At 61.6% G+C, this 24225-nt stretch carries 22 protein-coding genes; 8 read left to right on the forward strand and 14 right to left on the reverse strand.

Annotated elements, in window-relative coordinates; all coding sequences use genetic code 11:
• Positions 1–53: 53 nt before the first annotated feature.
• The 6 genes from ACELLULO517_RS21140 to ACELLULO517_RS21165 form a co-directional block, all read right to left on the reverse strand.
• A complete protein-coding gene (locus ACELLULO517_RS21140; RefSeq protein ID WP_227309413.1) occupies positions 54–518 on the reverse strand; it encodes a hypothetical protein in 465 nt (154 codons plus the stop codon).
• A gap of 5 nt (positions 519–523) precedes the next feature.
• A complete protein-coding gene (locus ACELLULO517_RS21145) occupies positions 524–1297 on the reverse strand; it encodes a molybdopterin-dependent oxidoreductase (protein WP_227309414.1) in 774 nt (257 codons plus the stop codon).
• Positions 1294–1950, reverse strand: a complete 657-nt coding sequence (locus tag ACELLULO517_RS21150; protein ID WP_227309415.1) for a cytochrome b/b6 domain-containing protein — start codon at positions 1948–1950, stop codon at positions 1294–1296. Before ACELLULO517_RS21150 ends, ACELLULO517_RS21145 begins: the two co-directional genes overlap by 4 nt.
• A gap of 50 nt (positions 1951–2000) precedes the next feature.
• The gene (locus tag ACELLULO517_RS21155) at positions 2001–2642 is read right to left on the reverse strand and encodes an NrsF family protein (protein ID WP_227309416.1); all 642 of its coding nucleotides are present in this window, start codon (positions 2640–2642) and stop codon (positions 2001–2003) included.
• On the reverse strand, positions 2632–3162 hold the full coding sequence (locus ACELLULO517_RS21160) for a sigma-70 family RNA polymerase sigma factor (protein WP_227309417.1): 531 nt from the start codon (positions 3160–3162) through the stop codon (positions 2632–2634). The genes ACELLULO517_RS21155 and ACELLULO517_RS21160 overlap by 11 nt, the downstream gene beginning before the upstream one ends.
• Before the next feature lie 225 nt (positions 3163–3387).
• Positions 3388–4074, reverse strand: a complete 687-nt coding sequence (locus ACELLULO517_RS21165) for a hypothetical protein (protein WP_227309418.1) — start codon at positions 4072–4074, stop codon at positions 3388–3390.
• A gap of 146 nt (positions 4075–4220) precedes the next feature.
• Here ACELLULO517_RS21165 and ACELLULO517_RS21170 point away from each other — a divergent pair, with 146 nt between their 5' ends.
• The 4 genes from ACELLULO517_RS21170 (at position 4221) to ACELLULO517_RS21185 (ending at position 9635) form a co-directional block, all read left to right on the forward strand.
• Entirely contained in the window at positions 4221–4802 is a 582-nt protein-coding gene (locus ACELLULO517_RS21170) for a TetR/AcrR family transcriptional regulator (protein WP_227309419.1), read from the forward strand.
• A 273-nt stretch (positions 4803–5075) separates the two neighbouring features.
• Complete coding sequence (locus ACELLULO517_RS21175; protein ID WP_227309532.1) at positions 5076–5807, forward strand: siderophore-interacting protein; 732 nt, start codon at positions 5076–5078, stop codon at positions 5805–5807.
• Between the two features lie 111 nt (positions 5808–5918).
• Positions 5919–8219, forward strand: a complete 2301-nt coding sequence (locus ACELLULO517_RS21180; protein ID WP_227309420.1) for an NADP-dependent malic enzyme — start codon at positions 5919–5921, stop codon at positions 8217–8219.
• A gap of 75 nt (positions 8220–8294) precedes the next feature.
• The gene (locus ACELLULO517_RS21185) at positions 8295–9635 is read left to right on the forward strand and encodes an LLM class flavin-dependent oxidoreductase (protein WP_227309421.1); all 1341 of its coding nucleotides are present in this window, start codon (positions 8295–8297) and stop codon (positions 9633–9635) included.
• 49 nt (positions 9636–9684) lie between these two features.
• On the opposite strand, the gene ACELLULO517_RS21190 is transcribed toward ACELLULO517_RS21185, so the two are convergent.
• The 3 genes from ACELLULO517_RS21190 to ACELLULO517_RS21200 all read right to left on the reverse strand — a co-directional run bounded on the left by ACELLULO517_RS21190 (position 9685) and on the right by ACELLULO517_RS21200 (position 12913).
• On the reverse strand, positions 9685–10056 hold the full coding sequence (locus ACELLULO517_RS21190; protein WP_227309422.1) for a cupin domain-containing protein: 372 nt from the start codon (positions 10054–10056) through the stop codon (positions 9685–9687).
• Between the two features lie 170 nt (positions 10057–10226).
• Positions 10227–11927 carry an arylsulfatase gene (locus ACELLULO517_RS21195; RefSeq protein ID WP_227309423.1) on the reverse strand — a complete coding sequence of 567 codons (1701 nt, stop codon included), beginning with the start codon at positions 11925–11927 and terminating at the stop codon, positions 10227–10229.
• A gap of 29 nt (positions 11928–11956) precedes the next feature.
• A complete protein-coding gene (locus ACELLULO517_RS21200; RefSeq protein WP_227309424.1) occupies positions 11957–12913 on the reverse strand; it encodes a formylglycine-generating enzyme family protein in 957 nt (318 codons plus the stop codon).
• A gap of 839 nt (positions 12914–13752) precedes the next feature.
• On the opposite strand from ACELLULO517_RS21200, the gene ACELLULO517_RS21205 reads away from it, so the two are divergent.
• Positions 13753–14298 (forward strand): fasciclin domain-containing protein, encoded by a 546-nt coding sequence (locus tag ACELLULO517_RS21205; protein WP_227309425.1) that lies wholly within the window; start codon positions 13753–13755, stop codon positions 14296–14298.
• Positions 14299–14650: 352 nt separating this feature from the next.
• Here ACELLULO517_RS21205 and ACELLULO517_RS21210 read toward each other — a convergent pair whose 3' ends face one another.
• Together ACELLULO517_RS21210 and ACELLULO517_RS21215 are read right to left on the reverse strand one after the other, a co-directional pair.
• On the reverse strand, positions 14651–15703 hold the full coding sequence (locus tag ACELLULO517_RS21210) for an aldo/keto reductase (RefSeq protein WP_264481603.1): 1053 nt from the start codon (positions 15701–15703) through the stop codon (positions 14651–14653).
• Between the two features lie 84 nt (positions 15704–15787).
• On the reverse strand, positions 15788–17191 hold the full coding sequence (locus ACELLULO517_RS21215; protein WP_227309426.1) for an aspartate aminotransferase family protein: 1404 nt from the start codon (positions 17189–17191) through the stop codon (positions 15788–15790).
• 81 nt (positions 17192–17272) lie between these two features.
• Here ACELLULO517_RS21215 and ACELLULO517_RS21220 point away from each other — a divergent pair, with 81 nt between their 5' ends.
• On the forward strand, positions 17273–18559 hold the full coding sequence (locus ACELLULO517_RS21220) for a hydantoinase/carbamoylase family amidase (RefSeq protein ID WP_227309427.1): 1287 nt from the start codon (positions 17273–17275) through the stop codon (positions 18557–18559).
• A gap of 16 nt (positions 18560–18575) precedes the next feature.
• Here ACELLULO517_RS21220 and ACELLULO517_RS28750 read toward each other — a convergent pair whose 3' ends face one another.
• Positions 18576–18704 (reverse strand): hypothetical protein, encoded by a 129-nt coding sequence (locus ACELLULO517_RS28750; RefSeq protein ID WP_264481604.1) that lies wholly within the window; start codon positions 18702–18704, stop codon positions 18576–18578.
• A 71-nt stretch (positions 18705–18775) separates the two neighbouring features.
• A complete protein-coding gene (locus ACELLULO517_RS21225) occupies positions 18776–19504 on the reverse strand; it encodes a 2OG-Fe(II) oxygenase (RefSeq protein WP_227309428.1) in 729 nt (242 codons plus the stop codon).
• 219 nt (positions 19505–19723) lie between these two features.
• Here ACELLULO517_RS21225 and ada point away from each other — a divergent pair, with 219 nt between their 5' ends.
• Positions 19724–20818 carry a bifunctional DNA-binding transcriptional regulator/O6-methylguanine-DNA methyltransferase Ada gene (ada, locus tag ACELLULO517_RS21230; protein ID WP_227309429.1) on the forward strand — a complete coding sequence of 365 codons (1095 nt, stop codon included), beginning with the start codon at positions 19724–19726 and terminating at the stop codon, positions 20816–20818.
• Between the two features lie 6 nt (positions 20819–20824).
• Here ada and ACELLULO517_RS21235 read toward each other — a convergent pair whose 3' ends face one another.
• The gene (locus ACELLULO517_RS21235) at positions 20825–22084 is read right to left on the reverse strand and encodes an alpha/beta hydrolase family protein (RefSeq protein ID WP_227309430.1); all 1260 of its coding nucleotides are present in this window, start codon (positions 22082–22084) and stop codon (positions 20825–20827) included.
• A gap of 412 nt (positions 22085–22496) precedes the next feature.
• On the opposite strand from ACELLULO517_RS21235, the gene ACELLULO517_RS21240 reads away from it, so the two are divergent.
• Positions 22497–24224, forward strand: coding sequence for an amidohydrolase (locus ACELLULO517_RS21240; RefSeq protein ID WP_227309431.1), 1728 nt, complete (start codon positions 22497–22499; stop codon positions 24222–24224).
• The last annotated feature ends 1 nt before the right edge of the window (position 24225 follow it).

The following is a 24225-nucleotide window of genomic DNA, read 5'->3' on the forward strand; positions in this document are numbered from 1 at the left end:
TCACAAGACCGCAAATCTTCCCATCGGGTGGACGCACCCGATGGGATAATGCTTCAATGCGATGGTTTCGCGAGGCCGACTTTCAGGAAGGCATCATCCGCGACCGGCGTCGTGCCATCAGCCGAGAAAGTCGCAAATCCGGCCAATTGCTTCGGCGTATAGGCAACGACTTCCATCTCATCGCCCAGCAGCACCATGGCGTCGATCGGCACGGCGATCAGCCGGCCGCCATAGCCGTAGAAGCCGCCGAAATTCATGACGACCGAGACCTCGCCTTGGGCATTGCGAACGACGGCGTGGACGCGGCCGAGAATGATCTGGCTTTCGACTGGCTGCAGAATGAGCCGATCCGTCAGATCGCCGACACGCACAGGTTGTGGAAAGCGCATGGCGGTTGATTCCGCGAGGCTCATGCCCGGCGGCGGCGGCATGCCGCCCGGCATCGGGCTTTGCGCCAAGGCCGGCGCGGCGGCAAAGGTCATTGCCAGAGCAACGATAAGATGAAGGTTTTGCGGCATGGCCTTCACATTCCCGCGAACCAGGGAAAGCCCTTGGATTCCCAGAAGCCACCCGGATAGGTATTGGTGACCTCAATGGCGGTGATCCATTTCGGATTCTTGTAGCCGAGTTTAACGGCCGTGCGCAGACGTATCGGAAAGCCGAAAGGGTCGGCCAATTGCTGCCCGCCATATTGCAAAGCCAGCAGGGTCTGGGGATGCAGGGCGGCCGCCATATCGATGCTGCTCGGGTAATTATCGGCGGTCTTGAAGGCGACGTATTTGGCGCGCAGGTCGGCGCCGGTCCGTTCCAGAAACGTCCTTAGCGGCACGCCTGTCCAGCCGCCGATATAGCTCCAGCCTTCGACGCAAATATGCTTGATGACGATCGAGCTTTGCGGAAGGGCTTGAAGATCCGTCAGCGTCCAAGGGCGTTTATCTTGAACGAGGCCGCTCAGTTCCAGCTTCCATGTCGCGCCATTGACGGGTTTGACGTCGGTGACATCGTAATAGGCGTTGAATTTGGGTGGGCGCAGAATCATCGAATCTGGGTAGGTCGGTGCCAGCTTGTTCGGGTCGAACAGCAGCGCCTGAACCTTGTCATTGAGATTTGAGATGGCGAGCAAGGCTGCCTCCACCGCTTCCGGGCGTTTGACGTCGCAGCCCGTCAGCATGACCAGGGAGCCGAGGGTCAATCCACCCCGCAACAATCCGCGCCGTTCCAGCGAGCGGATCAGCGGACGATGCACATCCAACACGGAAGCATCCGGCGCGTCATTCGGGCGAAAGGGCGATTTCATGATTTGGATAACCCGCGGCTGGGCTTAGGGGATTGCAGACGCGGACCGCCGGCCAGCATGGCCCAGATCGTCTTTGGAACAAGCACCGCGAGCGCGACGTGAACGATGACGAAGCCGACAATCACCACCATGCCCGCGAAATGAAAGACGCGGACCGATTGAAAGCCGCCGAACAGGCTGACGAGACTGGAAAACTGCACCGGCTTCCACAACGCCAACCCGGTCAAAGCCTGATTGATGGATGCGAGGATGGCAACGATATAAAGCAGCTTCTGTACCGCATTATAGACGGTCAGATCCTCATGCGCGATTTTGAAATGCAGCGTGTCGATGACGGTCTTGACGATATCGCGCGGACGGATGGGCAAAAGCCTTTCCCGCAGGCGGCCAGTCGCGAATCCGTACGTGAGGTAAATAAGGCCGTTGATGCCGAAAAACCACATGCCGGCGAAATGCCAGTTCACGCTCCAGGCGGCCCATTCACCCAGGCGCAGATAGCCGGGGAAATGCAGGCCGTGGATGATCACGTCATCATTATAGATGCCCCAGCCTGACGTGATCATGACCATCATCGCCGCCGCATTGATCCAATGCATGATCCTGACGGCCAGGGGATGCAGACGGCGCTCTTTCGTCGGTCGCTCTTGTGTCAAGGTTTTGATCCTCGGCGCGTTTTATGAAGGTAAGCTTGTGCGGCAAGACCTTACCATCGCGACAAGCGCGACAGCACGCATTGTCCGATGATGGTGACGATTCCACATCCAACGCTGTACCAGACGGCGATGTAAAGCGGGTCGTCGGACGGACAGGCAAAAACGAACACGAAGGCGCCCCAGCCGGCGGCAGCGAGCGCCCCTGCGAGCGCGGTGCCGTGACGGTCGGAGGGCGCGCCGCGCCGCACCAGGACACCGAACGCGATGACAGGCGGTACCGACAGCGCGATCATCTTCCAGGCGCATTGAATGCCGTGACGCCAATCGAGCCGCGCGAGAAGATGCGCGAGCCCCGCCTGGCTTGCGTCGATCAGCCAGCCGCTTGCGAAAATGATAGCGAGCAGCACCAGAATCCAGCGGAGGCCAAGGCGCGGCGAGCGTGTCGGGTCGATCGATATCAGCGCGATGCCGCCGCCGAGCACGGCGATCAGCCCCATGCTGACCAGCTTCCACCAGAAGGAGGGCGCGGCCATGGCGACCGGCATATCCGGTCGCATGAAGCCCATGCCAAGAACGACCGCGATTTCAACCAGGCCCAAAATCAGCAGGATGACCGCTTCGCGCAGAATGCTGCGCGACCGCACCGGCCGGAGATTTTCGCTGAGTCGGTCGATAAGACTGTCAGTCTTCATCGGAGCCATCCTGGGCGGCAGCCGTCAGGCGTTTCAGCCCGCGATGGATATTGACCTTCACGAGTGTGACTGATTGGCCGGTCGCCTTGGCGGCTTCGGCCAGGCTATAGCCTTCGATCTTGACGAGACGGATTACCTGGGCCTGGGCGGGTTTCAGAATCCCAAGCAGCCGATCGAAGGTTTTTTCGGCGATCACGGCGTTTTCGTGATCGGGGACGCCCAGATTGTCGTCCAGCGGTTCGGTATTGTCCCAGGACGGGGCGCGCATCCGATCGATCCATTTGTAGCGGGCGATGGCGGCGAGCCAAGGGGCGAAGGGCCGTGCGGGATCATAGGTGTGGCGTTTCTCATGGATCGCCAGCAGCACGTCCTGAACCGCATCCTCGGTCATGGAAAGCGGCAGCCGGCGGCGATAGTAGCGCCGCAGCCAAGGCACAAGCTCAGCCAATAGCTTGCGATAGGCATTGCCGTCTCCCGCCAACGCGGCCGCCATCATGCGGTCCCAGTCAGACTGGGGCATTTCGGCCGCTGTCGCTCTCACCTTGGCGACCAAATCGAACTCGTGCCTTGTGTCACGCGCCGCAAACCTCGTGTCAGGTACGAATCTTTGGTGTCCAGCAGCATATTCGACGGGAGTCCGGATTTGGTTACAGGGTCGGTCGATGGGCGCCAGGGCAGCCGCAGGGCGTTCTAGAATGTCCGATCTAAAATGGCTAGCGTAGGGTGCCGCGGCGCCCATGCCGGGTCAGGAGGCGAGCGCGAGAACGCGCGCCAAGGGTCCGGTAGAGCGGAATCGAGGGATCAATTGCTTGGCGAGCAGGTTGTCGATGCCGAGGCTGCGGCCGGCCTGACTGGCGGCGAACATGCCATGCGTGCAGATGATGCCGACATAGGTCCAAGGCCATTCGGTCGGATCGTTATAAAGACCGATGAGCAGATTCAGCGTGAAGAGCGCGGCCAATATGCCCGTCAGCCGGACCATGAAGCCGAGCATGAGCGAGGCCGTGAAGAAGATCTCCAGCAGATAGATAACCGGCTGGACCAGCGCGATATGGGTGACGAAGACCTGCATGATGGCCGCATGCGCGGGGAAGGAACTGTATTTCACGGTCGCGCCAAGCCAGTATTTGAAGCCGGCGGAAACGGGCAGCGGCAGTTTCCACAAGGTGCCGAGATACCACATGCCGGCGGCCAGCAGTCGCATGGCATAGATGCTGATGTGATGCAGGCTGCGCTGGCTGGGATCGCGCCGCCAATTGACATAGACGGTCAGAAAACTGCCGAGCAGAAGAATCCAGTACAGCGCGACGGTGAACCATCGCCCGTCGCCGAGATGAACCTGATCCGGAATTCCGCCTGTCAGGAACTGCAGGAAAGTATGGATGGGATTGTCGTTCATGGCATTGTCCTTGACGGTTGCATGCGTCTTCAAGGACAGGTTCGTTGATCGGTGGCGATTAGTTACGGAGACGGCAGAAGAGCGTATCGATGGCACGCAATTCTGGTATGGGCGCTATAAAATGCGCGACAGTGACGGGTGTGGCAGAATAGCCCGGCATGCGGCGCACGAGGGCAGAAATGGCGAGGCCGAGAGAGTTTGATGAATCTGACGTTCTGGACGCGGCGGTGCAGTGTTTCTGGAGCCATGGGTATGAGGCGACCTCGGTCAAGGATCTGCTGGCACGAACCGGGCTGACGGCCGCAAGCCTGTACAATGCCTATGGCGACAAGCGGTCCGTCTTCAGGACGGCACTGGATCATTACGTCGATACCAGCATCGGCGCGCGGATCACGCGCTGCGAAGACCTGCCGCCGCGCGAAGCGATCGAAGCCTTCTTTCACGAAATTCTGCGCCGCTCGCTGACGGACCGGGAGCATAAGGGCTGCATGCTGGTCAATGCCGCGCTGGAAGTGGCACCGCATGATCCTGAATTCCGCAAGAGCATCGCGGCCGTGCTGAGGCGCATCGAAACCTTCTTTCTCACCAGCATCCAACGCGGGCAGGCGGAGGGTACGATCAGCGCTGCCATTTCGGCGACGGCCCAGGCGCAGCATCTTCTGGGCATTCTGATGGGTGTCCGCGTCCTGTCGCGGGTGCGCCCGGAGAAGGCGCTGCTGGAAGGCATGGTGGCCGTCGCGCTGGCCGGGCTCGGCGCCTAGAGCCTCTCCCACCAGCCGATAGGAGCCATGCGAGGCGGCGGTTGATCTCGCCAGCACATGACGCTTAGATGCATGACACATCAGGACAGGTGTCGGTCTTAGCGGCGCCGGTCATCGTAAGCGTTAACGTCAATCAACGCACGGAATAGGCGGCTTAGGCTGTCTGGAGCCGTGCGCCTGCATCCCGCAGCTGCCGGTTCCGTACGACCGCAGAAGAAGGATGCAGTGGCATTGACCCAAGACAGTAACGCTCCCCAGCCTACCATCGAGCGGATGCGGCATGAGATCAAACGCCGCGACCTGACTATTTCCGCTATCGCGCGCGTCACGCCCCAGATGATCCGCGTGACGCTGATGGATGACAGTCTCGTGGATTTCTTCAGCGGCGCGCCGGACGATCATATCAAGATCTTCCTGCCCCAGCCGGACGGCGAGCCCGCGCGGCGCGACTATACCCCGCGCCGCTTCAGCCAGGCCGAGCGCAGCCTCACCCTTGATTTCGTCGATCATGACGGCGGTCCGGCAGCCGATTGGGCGCGGGCGGCCCGCGTCGGCGACAGCCTGACCATTGCCGGCCCCCGCGGTTCCTCGGCGATCGGCGGCGATATCCGCGGCTGGGTGCTGGTGGGCGATGAGACGGCGCTGCCGGCCATCGGCCGCCGGATCGAGGAATTGGCGCCCGGCATGCCCGTCATCAGCATCGCGGCCGTGACAGATAGAAGTGAGGAGCAGCGCTTCGAGACGGCGGCCGAGCTTGACGCCCGTTGGGTCTATCGCCCGCATGGCGCCGCCGCCGATCCTGCGGCGCTGCTGGACGCGGTCAAAAAGCTCGCTCTGCCGCCGCAGACCTTCGTCTGGGTCGCGGCCGAGGCCGGCGTCGCCCGCGCCATTCGCCGCTATCTGCTGGAGGAGCGCGGCCTGCCGAAGGCCTGGCTGAAGGCTTCCGGCTATTGGGTGCAGGGCGAGGCCGACGCGGCGGTGAAAAGCTTCGAGGACGCCACGTGACCCTCCCGCGTTCCTGCCCCGCCGCAAAGCCCTAGCTTTCCCGCCGACCTGCGGGCTAGGCTTCCCTCAAAGTGCGGCAAAAGCGCTGCCAAGAAAAGGGAATGGAACCGGATGCCCGAGCAGGACAAGTCAGAATCACGCCTCAGCGCTTTGGCGGAGGCCGCTTTGGACCTGCATGCCAGCGGCCGGCCGGGAAAGCTGGAAACGAGATTATCCAAGTCGCTTGCGACAGCGCGGGACCTGTCTTTGGCCTATTCACCGGGGGTTGCGGCACCTTGTCTGGAAATCGCGAAAGACCCGGAACTCGCCTATAGCTACACCACGCGCGGGAATATGGTGGCCGTCATCTCCAACGGCACCGCGGTCCTGGGCCTCGGCAATATCGGGGCTTTGGCGTCCAAACCCGTGATGGAAGGCAAGGTCGCGCTGTTCAAGCGCTTTGCCGATGTCGACGGTATCGATCTTGAAGTGTCGACCGAGGACGTCGAGGAATTCATCAATTGCGTGCGTCTTCTGGGCCCGTCTTTCGGCGGTATCAATCTGGAAGACATCAAGGCGCCGGAATGCTTTGTCATCGAAACCCGTCTGCGCGAGCTGATGGATATTCCGGTCTTCCACGACGATCAGCATGGCACGGCGATCGTGGCCGCCGCCGCGCTGATCAATGCCTGTCATCTGACGAAACGTGACTTGGCCGACGTGAAACTGGTCGTGAACGGGGCAGGGGCGGCGGGCATTGCCTGCATCGACCTGCTGCTGACGCTCGGCATGCGGCGGGAGAATATCATCGCCTGCGATACCAAGGGCGTCATCCATCGCGATCGCCATGACCTCAACCAGTGGAAGTCGGCCCATGCGGTGGAGACCGGGCTGCGCACGCTGGAAGAAGCGGTGAAGGGCTCTGACGTCTTCCTTGGCCTCTCCGCCAAGGGCGCCTTGACGCAGGAGATGGTGCGCAGCATGGCGCCGCGCCCGATTATCCTGGCTCTGGCCAATCCGGACCCCGAGATCACGCCGGAGGAAGCGCGCGCGGCCTCGCCGGACGCCATTATCGCCACCGGACGCTCGGACTATCCCAATCAGGTCAATAACGTCCTTGGCTTTCCCTATATCTTCCGGGGTGCCTTGGATGTGCGGGCAAGGACGATCAATGAGGCGATGAAGGCCGCCGCCGCCCAGGCGCTGGCCGAGCTTGCCCGCGAAGACGTGCCGGATGAGGTGCACCGTGCCGCCGCCCGGCAACTGCGCTTCGGCCCCGATTACATCATCCCCAATGCTTTCGATCCGCGCCTGATCACCCGCGTACCGCTGGCCGTCGCGGAAGCCGCCGTCGCGAGCGGCGTCGCCCGCCGCCCACTGCCGGAGGTCAAGCGCTATCGCCGGGAACTCGCCGCGCGCCTGGATACGGCCGTCAATATCCTCGACCTCATCACCGAAGGCGTGCGCGACCAGCCGAAGCGGATCGTCTTCGCCGAGGGCGAGAATGAGACGATGGTCCGGGCCGCCGCGCAATACCATAAGGACGGGTTCGGCACGCCGATCCTGATCGGCAATGAGGACCGCGTGCGCGCGGCGTTCAAGCGGCTGGAACTGCCGCTGCATGACGGGATCGAAATCCGCAATGCGCGTCTGGCGGCCTTGGACGACCACAAGAAGAACGAGCGCTATTCCGAGTTTCTGTACGGCCGGCTGCAACGGCGCGGCTATCTGCTGCGCGACGTGCAGCGCATGGTCAATCAGGACCGCAATGTTTTCGCGGCCTGCGCGGTTGCCATGGGCGACGCGGACGGCATGGTGACGGGTCTGACCCGCGCGCCGGCCCAGGCGCTGGAGGCGATCCGCCTTGCGATCGATCCCAAGCCCGGCCGCATTCCCTTCGGCCTCTCCATGGTCGTCTCTGCCCATCAGACCCTGCTGGTGGCCGATACGCTGATCAATATGAAACCCTCCTCCGTCGAACTGGCGATGATCGCGCGGGCCTCCGCCAATCGCATGCGGGCGCTGGGGCAAAGCCCGCGTGTCGCCTTCTGTGCGTCCTCCACCTTCGGCCAGCCGCAGGACGGGGCCGGCAGCCGCGTGGCGGAGGCGGTGCGGATTCTGGAATCCGAGGGCGCGGATTTCGAATTCGACGGGGAGATGACGCCGGAAGTCGCCCTCGATGCACGTCTGCGCGCCGGCTATCCCTTCGCGCGCCTGACCGATAACGCCAATGTCCTGGTCATGCCGGGGCTGGACGCCGCCCAGATCGCGACCCAGATGGTGGCAAGACTGGGCGAGGCGCGGGTGATCGGCCCGGTGCTGACGGGCCTGGCGCATGCCGTGCAGGTGGTGCCGATGGATGCGAAGGTCTCGGACCTCGTGATCTTCGCTTGTCTGGCCGCCGCGCATACGACAGGGCCGACAGCCGAATAATAGTCATGCTATCCGCCCCCGCTTGCGCCGGGGGCGGAATAAGGGCGAGACTTTCCGCAATCGCGGAGATCCATCATGACGAAACAGCTTCATCTGGGCGCTTTCATGCGCCCTGTCGGCATCCACACGGCCTGGTGGCGCTATCCCAGCGCCTATGCGGATGCGAATTTCAACCTGAAACATCTGGTCCAGTTCATCCAGACGCTGGAGCGCGGACGGTTCGACGCCTTCTTCATGGCCGACCACCTCGCCGTGCTCAATATGTCCATGGACGCGCTGAAGCGCAGCGGGACCGTCACCTCCTTCGAGCCGCTGACCCTGCTCTCGGCCTTGGCGATGGTGACGGAGCGGATCGGGCTGATCGCGACGGCGTCCACCACCTTCGATGAGCCCTTTCATATCGCGCGGCGCTTCGCCTCCATCGACCATATCAGCAATGGCCGCGCGGGCTGGAATATCGTGACGACGGCCAATCCGGATTCCGCGCTGAATTTCGGGCGGGACGATATGATGGAGCATGACGCGCGCTATGACCGTGCGCGCGAATTCTATGATGTCGTGACCGGGTTGTGGGACAGCTGGGCGGATGATGCCTGGATCCGGGACAAGGAATCGGGGATTTTCTTCGATACCGCGAAGATGCATGTGCTGGGGCATAAGGGCGAGAACCTGTCCGTGCGCGGGCCGCTGAATATCGCTCGTCCCGTGCAGGGCTGGCCCGTCATCGTCCAGGCCGGCGCCTCGGAGGCGGGCCGCCAACTGGCGGCCGAGACCGCCGAGGTCATCTTCGGGTCCGCCCGTACCATCGAGGACGGCAAGCGCTTCTATGCCGATGTCAAGGGCCGCATGAAGGCCATCGGCCGCAATCCGGACGGGCTCAAGATCCTGCCCGGTGTGTTGGTGGTCGTCGGCCGCACGACTGAGGAGGCGCGGGCCAAGCTCGCGCTGCTCGATAGTCTGGTGCATCCGGAGAGCAGCCTGCCCAACCTCTCCATGCGCCTCGGCGTCGATGCCTCGAAATTCGATCTCGATGCGCCCTTGCCGGAGATTCCCGAGACCAATGCCAGCCAGAGCGGGCGGCAGACGTTGGTGGAGATGGCGCGGCGCGACAATCTGACGGTGCGCCAGCTGGCCCAGTTCGTCGGCGGTTTCGGCGGCCTCACCATGGTCGGAACCCCCGTCGAGATCGCCGATCAGATGCAGGCCTGGTTGGAACAGGAGGCGAGCGACGGGTTCAACATCATGTTCCATTCGGTACCCGAAGGGCTCGACGATTTCGTGGATATGGTGGTGCCGGAACTGCAGAGCCGGGGCATTTTCCGCCGGGAATACGAAGGTGTGACCTTGCGCGATCATCTGGGTCTGGCGCGGCCGGAGAACAGGTTCTTCGCGGGCGCGGCCAAGGCAGCCGAGTAGGCGGCAGCTGGACATCCCCGCTTATCGCGGGGATGTCCAGGGTCGCGGCTTAGGCAACTAGGACGAAAACATAGTGCTTTTTCATCGTCTCGATAATCTGCCAAGTGCCTTCAAATCCCGGCTCGACGACGAAGACGTCCCCCGCCTGGAGTTCGACCGCTGCGCCATTGTCCGGTGTTATGACGCAGGATCCTTCAAGGACATGGCAAAACTCCCACTTCTCATAACGCACGCGATAGGTGCCCGGTGTCGACTGCCACACGCCTGAGGTGCGGGCGGCACCTTCGCTGGCATAGCTCGGCCAGGCTGTCGCCTCAGGATTGCCGTCGATAATCACCCAGCCCGCGGGCGCGCCGACCCTGGGCTGGACGCCGTCGATGGAGAGTTTCACGATACCGTCGTTCTTCACATGCTTGTCCATCTATTCCAGATTGCCCGCTATCCCAGATTACCCGCGAGACCGATCCGGGATGATCCGCATCGCTTGCCGGCAGTCTATTGCGGATCGGGGTTTTATGCCAATCCAAGGCCAAGCCCGGCAAGGCCCGCGCAGGATAGATTGAGCGCGCTTCCGATCGAATCTGACGGATCCTAATTCCCGGTCGGTAGCGGAATCTCGACACCATCCTTTGACAGCTCGCTACGCACAAACTGGAAACGCTCATAGTCGGATATCGTGATGGGGCCGGTATAGGTTTCGCTTTGGGATGGCCTCGGGGGGTATTTGACATAGGTCTGCATCAAATCATGAATGGCCGTATTGATCGTGACCACAACCCAAGTGTGTTCGGTATAGTTGTTCATGAAGACGTCGTAGCGTTCCTGCGGATCCTGCCAGAGGTCAAAGACCTGCGGCACCGTCGCCACATATTCGTCAGGTCCCTTCCAGCCGAGATTGGTATCGACCGCCAGGCCGCCGGTCTGGGCGCCGTCAGCGCCCCGCAAATTGAACTGGGCTTTGTAATTGCCGATACGCGCGGCCCCCGGGGTCAGTTCATTTTCGGTAAAGTAGAACCAGGATTTGCGCGGCGAGACATCGGTGCCGAACAGAACCGGTGACAGGTCATAGCTGTCGAAGATGATCGGCTTTCCCGCCCGATCATTATCGGGGATCTTGGCGCCGCCGAGTGCCGCGAAGGTCGCCATGTAATCCAGCCCGCCGACGATTTCGTCATTCCGGCCTTCCGGCTTGATGCCTGGCCCCCAGGCAATGGAGGGGACGCGCGAGCCGCCTTCGCGGTCGGTGCCCTTGGTGCCGCGAAACGGCGTATAGCCCGCGTCCGGATAAACGTCCTGCCAGGCGCCATTGTCGCTTGTCCAGAAGACATAGGTATTCTTGTCCAGGCCAAGGGACCGGATCCTGTCCATGATGCGGCCGATCCGCGTATCGTTTTCCACCACCGAATCCGCATATTTCGTTTTCGCCATCGATTTATGGATGAATTCGGGCGCAGGTAAATTCGGCTGATGCACCTTCATGAAGTTGATGCTCATGAAGAAGGGCGCGCCAAGGCTGCCGGCGCTGTCCAGATAGTCCAGCGATGCCTTTTCCACATAGGCGTCAAAAAACGGAATCCCGACCACACCCTCGTCCGGCGTATCGAGATATTGACCGTTGATCTTGAAGTCTTCCTTGACAGGTTCGCCGGCTTTGGCGGATAGCGCGCCTTTGGTCACGCGTTCGAACATCGCTCTCAGCTTAGGGTCCATGTCCGGGAACCAGTTCGGGTCGGAATAAGTATAGGCGTTGAGATGATAGAGGCCGCAATATTTCATCTCGTCATAGCCGTGCGCATTGGGCATCGCGTAATCGGCCTCGCCGAGATGCCATTTGCCGGTAAAGAAGGTCTTGTAGCCGGCGGTCTTCAGGACCGAGGCCAATGTCCATTCCGCCGCCGGCAACCCGCCGCCTTGCCCCTGAAACGCGACCGTGGTCATGCCGCTGCGGTTGGGAATGCGACCGGTCTGCATCGCGGCGCGCCCCGGCGTGCAGCTCGGCTGCGCATAGAAGGAGGTGAACATCATGCCTTCGGCCGCCATGCGATCCAAACTGGGTGTCGGCATGCCGCGTGCCTTGCCGCCCAGATAGGCGCCGGCGTCGCCCCAGCCGAAATCATCCGACACGATCAGGACGATATTGGGCTTGGTGCCACCCGCGGCGGTCACGGGGGCTGTCGCCGTCGAGGGTGACGGCGATTGCGATTGCGCGCCGGCGGAGGACGCGAGCATTGTCGCGGCGCTGGCCGTTGTACCCAGCAGCATACCGCGCCGCCCGATGTCTTTCGTGCTCATCTTGTGTTTTCCTCGCCTGTGATTCTTGTTCAGATATCGCGTAGAACGCACCGAAACCCGACATGGCTTGTCGATGTATCGACTGGTTCGGCGTGGCGCGCGGCAGGCCGATAGCGGCGGCAGTAATTGGGTGCGCAAAGATGTGACCCGCCTTTTATGACCTTTCGCGGAATTCTGACTTGCGGCAGATCGCCGTCGTAACTGCCGCTTTCCGGTCCGCCACGGGGATTGGACGGCAGGCAGCAAGCCTTGGCGCTATCCGGCCGATGGTGCTGCGACCACCAATCGGTCGTCCATTCCCAGACATTCCCGATCATGTCGTAAAGACCATAACCGTTCGGCGGAAAGGATTTGACGGGAGAAGTTCTGCGGAAGCGCGATTGTCGCTGATGCGGAAATTCGCCATGCCAGGTATTGGCCATGGGGCGATTGTTTGGGATGAACGCATCGCCCCAGGCAAATTCGGCCCCGTCCAGGCCGCCACGCGCCGCGTATTCCCACTCCGCCTCAGTCGGCAGGCTTTTTCCGGCCCATGCGGCGTAAGCAAGCGCATCGGCGAATGTGACATGCACGACGGGATGGTCTTCCAGCCCCTTCAGGCCCCGTTCCGGGCCATAGGGGTGGCGCCAATTGGCGCCCTTGCAGAGCCGCCACCACTGGCTCCAGTCCTGCAAATCGACCGGTTGCTTGGGAAAGATGAAGACCAGCGAACCGGCGAAGATAAGCTCCGGCAGCGATCCCGGATAATCGTTCTGGTCCGGCACGGTTTCGGCGAAGGTCACATGGCCGGTGTCACGCACAAAGGCAGCGAACTGCCGATTTGTCACCGGCGTGACGTCCATCCAGAAGCTGCCGACAGAGACGTGATGCGCCGGTGCTTCCTCGGCGTAATGACTATCCGAGCCCATCAGAAAGCGGCCCCCTGGTACAAGGATCATGCTGTCCTGCGTAAAACTCTCTCGAACAGCCAGTGCTGAAGACTTCATCTCGTCACCCTCATATCTGTTCGCTGACGATGCCGATCGTTTCAGAAGCGGGACTCTGAACTATTCGCCGCAAGGATGGGTAAGTTCTGGCAAATGATGTGCATTGCATCAAATTTGACCGAATGATTTTATAGGCCAGGATCAATCCTTATTGCGGTGATCTTGCCCGGCCTCACGCTGGATAAGCAACGATTAGCAAGATAATTCGATATTTCAAGTTCGATTCGAATTTGAGACTGATCTAAAAACTGTCATATTTTATCGTTGGCTAGACTCGACGTTCGATAAAATACATAATAAATCATTAAAGTTCTCTGGTTTAGGGTTTGGATTATGCCGGTCCAGGTCAGTTGAATCGGATAGATAACGTTTTCTTGTTCTGGACAATTTGTTATAATCAGTTTTATGAAGTGAATGTATAAGAGTTTTAGTTTTCTTAGCGGCGCCTCTTCAATCGATCTGTCGCGATGGATCGGTTGATCGCGTCTCTTTTTTGAGGATTGCCTCGCACAAATATCGGATTCGTTTGGGCGGGTTTGTCGTATGCCGATATAAAACTTATGCCTCATCGACGAAATTCAATGCGATACCGAGGCATATGCAGCAAAATCGGCCAGAGAGGGTCGTTAATATTGTTGTATAAATATGAGTCTGGGTCTGGATATTATTAAACTCTGCATTTGTCAGAGAAATTTTTAATTCGCATAAATAATAAAATTCTTAGGGCAAACTAGAGGAGCTAGCGAAGCTGATGTTTCCTGTCATGAGATAAATCAAGCGATTGTCGGATTGTTCCTTCGAAACGGGCTCATAGCAGTCATCTCAATTGGAGTAAGAACATGGTGTGCCAAGACATTCGTTTCTTCCGCCGCAACCTGTCCCGGACCTTTGCGGTGGCGATCGTCACCGCTGGTCTTGGGCTGGCTGGACAAGGGGCGGCTCAAGCGCAGAACGCCGCGACGGCCATGGCGAGCAACCCTGACCTTAGTCAGTGGAGCTATATTGTCGGTCAGGCCGGCCTCAAAATGGCGGCTGCCACCAATCCGGTGACGGTCTTTGCCCTGACGGACAAGGGTTTCAACGACATCAACGCCGTGTGGCATGGTGCGCTGAAGACCCCGGGGGCGTCCGGCTCTCCGAATTATCAGAAGATGCAGCAACTCGTGCGCTCGCAGGCAATTTTGGGTCTGCATCCGCCGTCCGAGTTCGACGGCAAGAAGGTGACATTGACCTCCGTCGCCGGGACGCCGATCACTGTAGATGGTACGGTTCAAGGCAAGCTCACCGTCGAGATGAAATACGCGACCGGCGCAGTGAGCGGAATGCCGATGGTGTCGGACCAATCCGTGATTTACCCGATCGTGGCGAGCGACGTTCACCCCTAGAGTCCGTCAGGTTTAGGTGGAAACGCCACTAAATCTGTCGTGCGCGGGCCCCGACCCGCGCATCTACCCGGCGGAGCAAGCAATCGGCCGGCTGGGCGCCGCGGTGGGTAGGTCCGCGCAACAAGTGCGCGGATGACAATTTATCTATTAAAACCTGACAGACTCTAGAGTTAGTCGGACCTGATCGGAAGCGCTTCAAGTTTGGTTTGCGCGGCCGGTCAGGTTAACCGTGGTGGCGGAAGCGATCTTGCGCATGCAGTCCTTATCCCCGGTCGCCACCCCGGGGATGAAAGTCTTTTTGCTTCTTTTTCTTCAGAAAAAGAAGGCCTAGCTTCATGCTAAGCGCAGAGCCTTACGGCGCCGGGCTGCCATGGATCTGGAAGAGCGCGTCGATCTTCTCCTCCATCTCCTTCGTGATCGCCACGGCCTCGGAATCGAGCGCCACCTTCAGTTGCGCCATCGTCGTCGCGCCGATGATATTGGACGTGACGAAGGGCCGCGTCGTCACAAAGGCAAGCGCGAGCGTTGTAATATCAAGACCGAACTCGGCCGCGAGCGCCATATAGGCCTCGATCGCCTCCTCCACGCCCGGCTTCTCATACCGCTGGCCGCGCTCGAACAGCGTCGTGCGGGCGCCGGGGGGACGCGCGCCCTTCTGATATTTGCCGGTCAGATAGCCCTGGCCAAGCGGCGAATAGGCCAGCAGGCTCACCTGTTCGCGCATCGTGATCTCGGCAAGGCCGGTCTCATAGGTGCGGTTGGTGAGGTTATAGGCGTTCTGGATGGACGCCACGCGCGGCAGGTTGCCGGCTTCCGAAGCGCTCACGAATTTCATCGTGCCCCAGGCGGTTTCGTTGGACAGGCCGATATGACGGATCTTGCCCTGCGTCACCATATCCTGCAGCACGCCCAGCGTCTCCTCGACCGGCACTTCGTCCGACCAATCCTGCGGCTTGAACGCATTGCCGCCCGAGCCGAAAGTCTGCAGATGCCGATCCGGCCAATGCAGCTGATAGAGATCGATGTAATCGGTCTGCAGGCGCTTGAGCGATTCCTCCACCGCGAAGGTGATGTGCGCGCGGTTCAGACGTGCCGGCGCATCGCCTTCCCGGATGCAGCTGGTATTGCCACGCCCGGCCGCCTTGGAGGCCAGGATCACCTTATCGCGCGTGCCGCGCGCCTTGAACCAGGAGCCGATGATGCGCTCGGTAGAACCGGTGGTCTCCCGCTTCGGCGGGATCGAATACAGTTCAGCGGTGTCGAAGAAGTTGATGCCACGGTCCAGCGCATAATCCATCTGCGCATGGCCTTCGGCCTCGGTATTCTGTTGGCCCCAGGTCATGGTGCCAAGGCAAATGGCCGACACGCGCAAATCGGTGCGGCCCAGCAAGCGGTATTCCGCCAAAGGTCTATCCTCGGAAAATTGGGCAAGATGACAAAGAAAAGCCCGGCACCAGATGGCGCCGGGCCTTTGGCTAAGGCTAAAGCGTCAGGCGGAGGCGGAGAAGCCCTCGGCGCGCAGATCGACCGTAATGGCGGCCAGCGCCTTCTCCACCCCGTCCAGAACCTCGTCGATCTCGGACTTGGTGATGATCAGCGGCGGGCTGAAGGCGAGGCCGTCACCCGGCAGCGCCCGGCCGATGACGCCGAGGTTTTCCATATGCTTCGCGGTCCGGGCGCCGACCTTGCGGCCGGCGTCGAAGTTGCGGTGCTCGGCCTTGTCTTCCACCAGTTCGATGGCGGCGATCAGACCGGTGCCGCGCACTTCGCCGACCAGCGGATGGTCGGTGAAGCGACGGCGGAGTTCGGACTGCATATAGGGTCCGACATCGCCGACATGATCGAGCATATTCATCTCGTCATAGATCTTCAGCGTCTCCACCGCGACGGCGGCGGCGACCGGATGGCCGGAATAGGTGAAGCCATGGCCGAAGGTGCCGAGCTTGTGCGTTTCCTCGGCGATCGGCCCAAACACGCGGTCGTTCACCATGACGGCGCTGATCGGCAGATAGGCGGCCGAGAGCGCCTTGGCGCAGGTCAGAATATCGGGCTGCACTGCCATCGTCTGGCTGCCCCAGTATTGGCCGGTGCGACCGAAGCCGCAGATGACCTCATCGGCCACCAGCAGCACGTCGTACTTGTCGAGCACGGCCTTGATCTTGGGGAAATAGCCTGCGGGTGGGATCAGCACGCCGCCCGCGCCCATGATGGGCTCGGCGAAAAGGGCCGCGACGGTTTCGGGGCCTTCGGCCAGGATCAGCTTCTCCAGCTCATCCGCACAGCGGGTCGCGAATTCCGCCTCCGTCTCGCCCGGCAGGGCGCCGTGGTAGAAATGCGGCGTCATGGTGTGCAGGAAGCCCGGCAGCGGCAGGTCGAAGGATTTGTGGTTATAGGGCAGGCCGGTCAGCGAGGCCGAGGCGAGCGTGATGCCGTGATAGCCCTTGATACGGCCGATGATCTTCTTTTTCTCATGCAGGCCGCGGGCGTTGTTGTAGTACCAGACCATCTTGATGGCGCTGTCATTCGCTTCGGACCCGGAATTGGCGAAGAACACCTTGCTCATCGGCACCGGCGCGCGCGCCAGCAGCATTTCCGACAGCTCGATCATCGGCTCGTGCGATTTGGACCCAAAGGCATGGTAGAAGGGCAGGGCGCGCATCTGGCGCGTGGCGGCCTCGACCAGACGCTCGTTCGAAAAGCCGAGCGCGGCGCACCACAGGCCGGCCACCACATCGATATAGGATTTGCCGGCATCGTCCAGCACGCGGACGCCGTTGCCCCGGCTGATGACGACCGGGCCGTTCTCGGCATGGGCGATCTGGTCGGTATAGGGATGGAAGACGGCGGCGACGTCTCTGGCAGCCAGAGAATTGAGACGAGCGGGTGGGGTCATGTGCGCGGGGCTCCACAAATGTTCCCACCCATGATGATCCGGCGCTTGAGCCGGGGGAAGACCCGAGGCAGTCTTTTTACCATGAGCACCCCATCTCGGCCCTTCCGCCCCAACCTGCCGCCGGACCGCGAGATCGCGCCCCGGCTGTTTCAGGCCCTGCATGACATGAGCTTCGACGGGGTCGGGATCACCCGCGAGGCTTACGGCCCGAAGGAGACGGCGGCCCATGCGCTGGTCCGCGCCGAGGCCGAGGCGCTGGGCCTGTCCGTCAGCACCGACCATGCCGGCAATATGTATCTGGTGCTGAAGGGGGCGGAGCCCGATCTGCCGCAGATCGTCATCGGCAGCCATCTGGACAGCGTGCGCACGGGCGGCAATTACGACGGCGCGGCGGGCGTGCTGGCGGGCTTGTCCGTCGTCTCCGGCCTTGCCCGTGCCGGCTTTCAGCCCCGGCGAGACGTGACCGTGATGCTCATCCGCTCGGAAGAGGCCGGCAGCTGGTTTCCGGTGAGCTATGTCGGCAGCCGCGCTGCCCTAGGCCGTCTGCCGCCGGAGGCGCTGGACGTGCCCCGCATGGATGACGGGCGGACGCTCGCCGATCATATGACTGAGGAAGGGTTTGACCCGGACGCGGTGCGGGCTGGAAAAGCCGTGCTGTCACCGGATAATGTCGCCGGTTTCATCGAGCTGCATATCGAACAGGGGCCGCAATTGGACGAGGCCGAGATCCCGCTCGGTATCGTCACCGGCATTCCCGGGTCCCGTCGCTATCGCGAGGCGCGGATCTTCGGCGAGTATAATCATTCGGGTGCGACCCCCCGGCGTCTGCGCAAGGACGCGGCCATCGCCGGTGCCGAACTCGCCTATCGATTGGATGCCGAATGGGCGAAGCTGGAGGAACATGGCCATGTGCTGGTCTGCACTTTCTGCGTGCTGGCGACGGCGCCCGAGGCCGGGTTTACGCTCATTCCCGGTGAAGCTTATTTCCAGCTCGATATGCGCAGCGAAAGCCGGGCGAGCGTCGATCTGCTGCATGACGCGCTGATGCGTCTGGTGGGTGAGATCGAACGGAGCCGTGGCGTGCGCTTCGACCTCGGGCCGGAAAGCGGCAGTCTGGCGAGCCCGATGGATGCGACCATCCAGGCGGAGCTGGCGGTAGCGGCCGAGAGCGCCGGTTTGCCCTTCCGCCGCATGCTGTCAGGCGGCGGGCATGACACGGCGGCCTTTGCCCAGGCGGGCATCCCGGCCTGCCTCATGTTCGTGCGCAACCAGCACGGCAGCCATAATCCGCGCGAGGCCATGCGGATCGCGGATTTCGACGCTGCCTGCGATGTCATCGGCCGCTGGGTGCTGGCGCGGGCCAGTTAGCGCTGCGGGAGACCCGTCAATCGGCGGAGAGCAGCAGGGCGCTGGCATGCAGCTGCGGCCGGTAGCCGGCCGCTAGTACCGCCAGGCTGGATGGCGGGGTGATGATCGCCCAAGGGGGTGACGCGGTTCTGTAGCGGCATTGCATCGGCTCCCTCAATCCCCGCCTGACATTCGACGCGCGGACCTTCGCCAATCGCGGCGGCGGTTCGGGGAGATTTACACGGCGTCGTGGAAAATGATGCCCAGCGTATGGCGCTTGCCGGCATGGAGCTTGCTGACGCCGTGGTTCAGCTTCACCTGATAGTCGCCGCGCACGCCCTTCATGGGGCGGCCGTTGACCGCGAAGATGGCCGCGTCGCCTTTTTGAAGCGGCAGAACCATAGGACGGGTCTGCATGCGCGGCCGTTGCTCGGTCATCACGAACTCGCCGCCGTCGAAATCCTGACCGGGCTGGTCCAGAAGGATCGCCATCTGGATGGGAAAGACAAGATCACCGTAAAGGTCACGATGCAGGCAGTTATAGTCCCCGGCGGCATATTCCAACAGCAAGGGTGTCGGGCGGGTCTGGCCGGCCGCGTGGCAGCGCTCCAGGAACGCTGCATGGTCGCTGGGAAAACGCACTGCCTGACCCATGCGCTCGTACCAGCGGTTGGCGATCGGCGCCAGGCGAGGATAGACGCTGCTCCGCAGCGACTGGATCAAAGGTGGCAGCGGATAGCTGAAATACTTGTATTCGCCGCGGCCGAAGCCGTGCCGCGCCATGATGACTTGGCTGCGGAAACCCGCCGGTTGATGATAGAGGCCGGTCATCACATCGGCTTCGGCACCGGTCAGCAGGCCGGGTGCGACGGCCCAGCCCTGCGCGTCAAGCTCCGCGTGAATCCTTGCCCAGTCGATCGCGTCAATACGCGCCGCGACAGACAGATCGAGGGTCGGTTTGGACAAAATCGGGATTCCCATCCTTGTATGGGTCCCAACATCGTCGTTTGAGGAAGGCCGGACACTCCGGCCCTTGCTTTCAAACCGAGAATTGTATCGTGCCTTGAGATAAAGTCAGGTTCGGCGACCATCGCCGCGACATGCGAATTTGAAAGCAAGACCCGGAGTGTCTTCCGTCCGCACCGTCAGCAAGATCGCGACAGACAGACCCGAGAGATGATTGCCATGACCAAGACCAAAGACAGGCCGATGACGGTGGTAGCGACGGTGGACGACCCGCGTTGGGCGCTTGTGCTGACGCGTGATCGCACGGCCGACGGCCAGTTCTGGTATGGGGTGACGACGACAGGGATTTACTGCCGGCCGTCCTGCCCTTCGCGAACCGCGAACCCGAAGAATGTCCGGTTTCACGATAGTCTGGCTGCCGCCAAGGCCAGTGGCTTTCGGGCCTGCTTGCGCTGCAAGCCGGATGGGGCGTCTTTGGAAGCCGAGAATGCCGCGATCGTGGCCAAAGCCTGCCGCCTGATCGAGGCGAGCGAGGATCTGCCCTCCCTGGCGGACCTTGCTTTGGCCGCCGGTCTAAGCGTCAGCTACTTCCATCACTTGTTCAAAGCCGCCACCGGCCTGACCCCGAAAGACTATGTGGCGGCGCATCAAGCCGAGCGGGTGCGGGAAGGCCTGGCCCAAGGCCAGTCCGTTACCGCGACCATCTATGATGCCGGCTTCAATTCCAGCGGCCGGTTCTACGAAAAGACCAAGGACATGCTGGGCATGACCCCCAGCACGTTTCGGGCGGGCGGTGCCGACGAAGACATTCGCTTCGCCGTCGGCCAATCGTCGCTCGGCGCGATCCTTGTGGCCTCCAGCGACAAGGGCGTGGCCGCGATCCTGATGGGCAGCGATCCGGAGGCCTTGGTGCGCGATCTGCAGGATCGCTTTCCGAAGGCCCGCCTGATTGGCGGAGATGCCGGCTACGAGCAGCGCGTGGCGCTTGTCATCGGTTTCATCGAAGCGCCGCAGATCGGCCTCGCTTTGCCGCTGGATGTCCGGGGCACGGTCTTTCAGCAACGCGTGTGGCAGGCGCTGAAAGACATTCCGGCGGGCCAGACGGCAAGCTATGCCGATATTGCGCAAGCTATCGGCGCACCCAAGGCCGTGCGGGCCGTGGCGGGGGCTTGCGCCGCCAACAATATCGCCGTCGCGATCCCTTGCCATCGCGTGGTCAGACAGGACGGATCGCTGTCCGGCTATGCCTGGGGTGTGGAGCGCAAGCGGGCGCTGATCACGCGTGAGGCAGCCGCATCGGTCGGTCGGGGCTGACGCATTCTAGACAGCGCTGTCGAACCAGCGTTTCCATTGCGGCACCGAGGTCATATAGGTGCCGCGATGATCGGTCCTGCCGGTCGAGATCGCCTCCACCGTCATATTCCCGGTCCCCATCGCACGTTGATAGGTCATGGCCAAGCGGCCGAGGCCAGGGGTGATGACCTCGTCGATTTCGCCGAAGTAATTGCGGACCGGGCTTTGGATGACCCAGTTATAGACGCGTAGCGTCGTATTGATGAGACGGCCATATTCGGTGGCGGCGAAATACTGCGGATTGAAATAGTCTGGCCGCAGGAGTGCCGCAGGCTTCGTCGGCACCTGCGCATGGTCGAAAGGCTGGCGCAGATAGACTTTCTGCGCGATCTCGAAGCATTCGTCTTTGATGACGGCGCGCGCGAGGCCTGGAATGCGATAGTAATTTTCAAAGGAAAAGGCTGTCAGAATGAACAGAACAGGGACCCAGGTCGCGTCGATCTGACGCGGGAAATCCAGGAAGCCGTTAAAGGCCACCAAACCGTCCAGCGGTGCGCTCGCGGTCGCGACACCATCGACCTTGATACCATTGGCTTCCAGCTTCTCCAGCAATGCCATGGTCACGAACCCGCCCTGCGACCAGCCACCGAGAAAGAGCTTCGTCGCCGACAGGTTCAGATGCGCCAGCACCGCCCGACCCGCCGTCACCATGTCGAAAGTCGCCTGTTGGTGACTGCCTTTCACCAGATAGCCTTCCGGCTCCGCGGACTGGCCCATGCCGAAGTAATCCGCGCCGATCACGATATAGCCTTGGCCACCGAACTGGGCGAGAATCAGCGCGGTTTCCGTCGATTGATCGGGGAAGGATGGGACCTGTTCTTTCCCATAGACGGTGCCGTGTTGATAGGAGAGCATCGGGAAGGCGGTTCCGGCTGTATCCGGCACCGCGACAAGGCCGGACGCCATGATCGTCCGGTTGCCTTGCTCGGGCACGACCGATGGATAGCGCACCCGGTAGAGTGTCACCCCATGCTGCGCGGGCGTGAAGGTGCCGGAGATGCCAAAGAATTTCGGCGCATCGCGGGTCAGAATCTGGTTGAGTTTTGCCGCATTCCATTGGCCGATGAGACTATAGGAAATGCCCGCCGTCACTGGGATGGCGTCCGCATCCTTGGCATGCGCCACTTTGCTGTGCAGGGCAGCGCCGAGCATGGCGGTGGCACCGAAAATGCCCATGCCGGCGCGCGCCAGATCACGCCGGCGGAAACCCGTCGTTTCCATCTCCATAGTCACAGAGTCCTTGTCATGATTTCACGTCAAACGATGGGACGACGACAGCCTCTATCATGCAGCAAGTTAGTCTGCTGTGATAGGCTTGCCGGGTGCGGTCTGTGCCGGGATGCTGAGGTCAATTGTGCGTGCAAAGCGGCTGGGGCCATTTGACGCGGATAATTTTATGCATAGGCCAAGCCGACGGCCAGAACAGGCAGGTTTCCCGGCAGCTTTGGACAAGGCAGGGATTGTCTTTGTTCAGCACAATGCTATTGAGCCCATCGTGGCAGTGGCGTGATCTATCTTTGCCAAGGAGACGACCATGTGTTTAGCGTGCAACTGGGCGAAACATCTCGCTTTTGACAAGTCCGCAGCTGCTGCGTTTCCCAGCGGCAGCTTGTCCCGGCGCAGCATGTTGCAGGCAGCGGTGGCCGTCGCTCCGGTCTCCTTGGCGCTTGCGGGATCGCATCAGGCATTCGCGCAGACGACAGAGACGCCGGTCGCCGCGAACGATGCCGAAGCCGACATCGTCTTCCATAACGGCCCCGTCTATACGGTCGATGAGAAGAATCTTTGGGCGCGCGCGGTCGCGGTGAAAGCCGAGCGCATTATCTATGTCGGCGATGATGCCGGCGTGCAGCATTTCATCGGCCCGAAAACGCGGGTGATCGACCTGCAGGGCAGAATGCTGCTGCCCGGCTTCGTCGAAGGCCATATCCATCCGGTGCTAGGTTCCACGGTCACGCGCGGCATCGACCTGCAGTTCAACTCGCAGGCGGAAGTTTTTGCCGAATTGCGGAAGAACAAGGACAATCTGATCGGCGGCGTGGTGCGCGGCTTCGGCTGGCGCTACAGCGCCTTCCCCACCACCGGCCCGCGCAAAGAAGATCTCGACGCGATCTGGCCCGATACGCCCGTCCTGCTGGCCGCGATCGACGCGCATTCGGCCTGGGCCAATTCCAAGGCCTTGTCGCTGGCCGGCATCACCAAGGATACGCCCGACCCGAACCCTGGCTTCAGCTATTTCCAGCGCGATCCCGTCACGCATGAGCCCACGGGCTGGCTGGTGGAAGTGCCGGCCATTCTGCAGGTTCTGGCGGCCGCGATGCCCTTCACGCCCGAATATATTGCCGCGTCACTGGACGAATGGCTGCCCAAAGCCTCGGCTGCCGGCATTACCAGCCTGTTCGATGCCGGTCTGCAGATCGTCCCGAATGACGTCGGCTTCCAATACTACACGGATCTTGAAAAGGCGGGGGAGCTGCCAGTTCGCATCGTCGGCTCCTATTACCATGTTGACCCGTCTATCGATCCGGTGCCGCTCATCTCCGATCTCAAAACGACGTTCAATACGGAACTGGTCAAGGCCTCCGTGCTGAAGCTGAACATGGACGGGGTGGATGCCGCCCGCACGGCGGCGATGCTGGAACCTTATACCGATATGCCGAGCGTCACCGGGGATTCTCTGCTGACACCCGCGATGCTGAACGACATCGTGCTGCGCGCCGATGCGAAGGGCCTGGACATCCATGTCCATTCCATCGGTGACCGGGCAACGCGGCTGACGCTGAGCGCTATGGAAGCGGCAATCAAGACCAATCCCGCGCGCGACCGGCGCTTCACCATCGCCCATTGTCAGGGCATCGACGCGGCCGATTTGCCGCGCTTCAAGCAGTTGGGCGTCATTGCCGAATTCTCCGGACAATGGGCCGCGCCGGACCCCTATTGGGCGGAAATCACGACGGCGCGCTGGGGCAAGGAACGCGCCAATAATACCTATCGCTTCGGCACTCTGGTGCGGGACGGTGCGCGCATTACCTTCGGCACCGACTGGCCGGCGGCGAGCCATTACAGCACCTATCGGCCGCTGGAGGCGATCGAGGTCGGGGTGACGCGTTGCGAGCTTGGCGCCGTCGGCCAGACCCCGCTGCCGCCGCAGGATGAGCGGATCACTCTGCCGCAGGCGATCCATGCCAATACGCTGGCGGCGGCGCACCAGATCCGCCTGGATCACAAGGTCGGATCGATCGAGGTCGGGAAGGATGCGGATCTGATCGTGCTCGACCGCAACCTGTTCGAAGCCAAGCCGGAGCAGATCCATCAGGCAAAGGTGCTGCTGACGCTGATGGGCGGACAGATTCGCTATGAAGCCTGAT

It is taken from the genome of Acidisoma cellulosilyticum, assembly GCF_020621385.1.
Lineage (GTDB): Bacteria > Pseudomonadota > Alphaproteobacteria > Acetobacterales > Acetobacteraceae > Acidisoma > Acidisoma cellulosilyticum.

Coding starts and splice junctions, on each gene's coding strand:
- ACELLULO517_RS21140 (WP_227309413.1), bottom strand. CDS start 518: ATGCCGCAAAACCTTCATCTTATCGTTGCTCTGGCAATGACCTTTGCC.
- ACELLULO517_RS21145 (WP_227309414.1), bottom strand. CDS start 1,297: ATGAAATCGCCCTTTCGCCCGAATGACGCGCCGGATGCTTCCGTGTTG.
- ACELLULO517_RS21155 (WP_227309416.1), bottom strand. CDS start 2,642: ATGAAGACTGACAGTCTTATCGACCGACTCAGCGAAAATCTCCGGCCG.
- ACELLULO517_RS21160 (WP_227309417.1), bottom strand. CDS start 3,162: ATGCCCCAGTCTGACTGGGACCGCATGATGGCGGCCGCGTTGGCGGGA.
- ACELLULO517_RS21170 (WP_227309419.1), top strand. CDS start 4,221: ATGGCGAGGCCGAGAGAGTTTGATGAATCTGACGTTCTGGACGCGGCG.
- ACELLULO517_RS21175 (WP_227309532.1), top strand. CDS start 5,076: ATGCGGCATGAGATCAAACGCCGCGACCTGACTATTTCCGCTATCGCG.
- ACELLULO517_RS21180 (WP_227309420.1), top strand. CDS start 5,919: ATGCCCGAGCAGGACAAGTCAGAATCACGCCTCAGCGCTTTGGCGGAG.
- ACELLULO517_RS21185 (WP_227309421.1), top strand. CDS start 8,295: ATGACGAAACAGCTTCATCTGGGCGCTTTCATGCGCCCTGTCGGCATC.
- ACELLULO517_RS21190 (WP_227309422.1), bottom strand. CDS start 10,056: ATGGACAAGCATGTGAAGAACGACGGTATCGTGAAACTCTCCATCGAC.
- ACELLULO517_RS21195 (WP_227309423.1), bottom strand. CDS start 11,927: ATGAGCACGAAAGACATCGGGCGGCGCGGTATGCTGCTGGGTACAACG.
- ACELLULO517_RS21200 (WP_227309424.1), bottom strand. CDS start 12,913: ATGAAGTCTTCAGCACTGGCTGTTCGAGAGAGTTTTACGCAGGACAGC.
- ACELLULO517_RS21205 (WP_227309425.1), top strand. CDS start 13,753: ATGGTGTGCCAAGACATTCGTTTCTTCCGCCGCAACCTGTCCCGGACC.
- ACELLULO517_RS21215 (WP_227309426.1), bottom strand. CDS start 17,191: ATGACCCCACCCGCTCGTCTCAATTCTCTGGCTGCCAGAGACGTCGCC.
- ACELLULO517_RS21220 (WP_227309427.1), top strand. CDS start 17,273: ATGAGCACCCCATCTCGGCCCTTCCGCCCCAACCTGCCGCCGGACCGC.
- ACELLULO517_RS28750 (WP_264481604.1), bottom strand. CDS start 18,704: ATGCAATGCCGCTACAGAACCGCGTCACCCCCTTGGGCGATCATCACC.
- ada (WP_227309429.1), top strand. CDS start 19,724: ATGACCAAGACCAAAGACAGGCCGATGACGGTGGTAGCGACGGTGGAC.
- ACELLULO517_RS21235 (WP_227309430.1), bottom strand. CDS start 22,084: ATGGAGATGGAAACGACGGGTTTCCGCCGGCGTGATCTGGCGCGCGCC.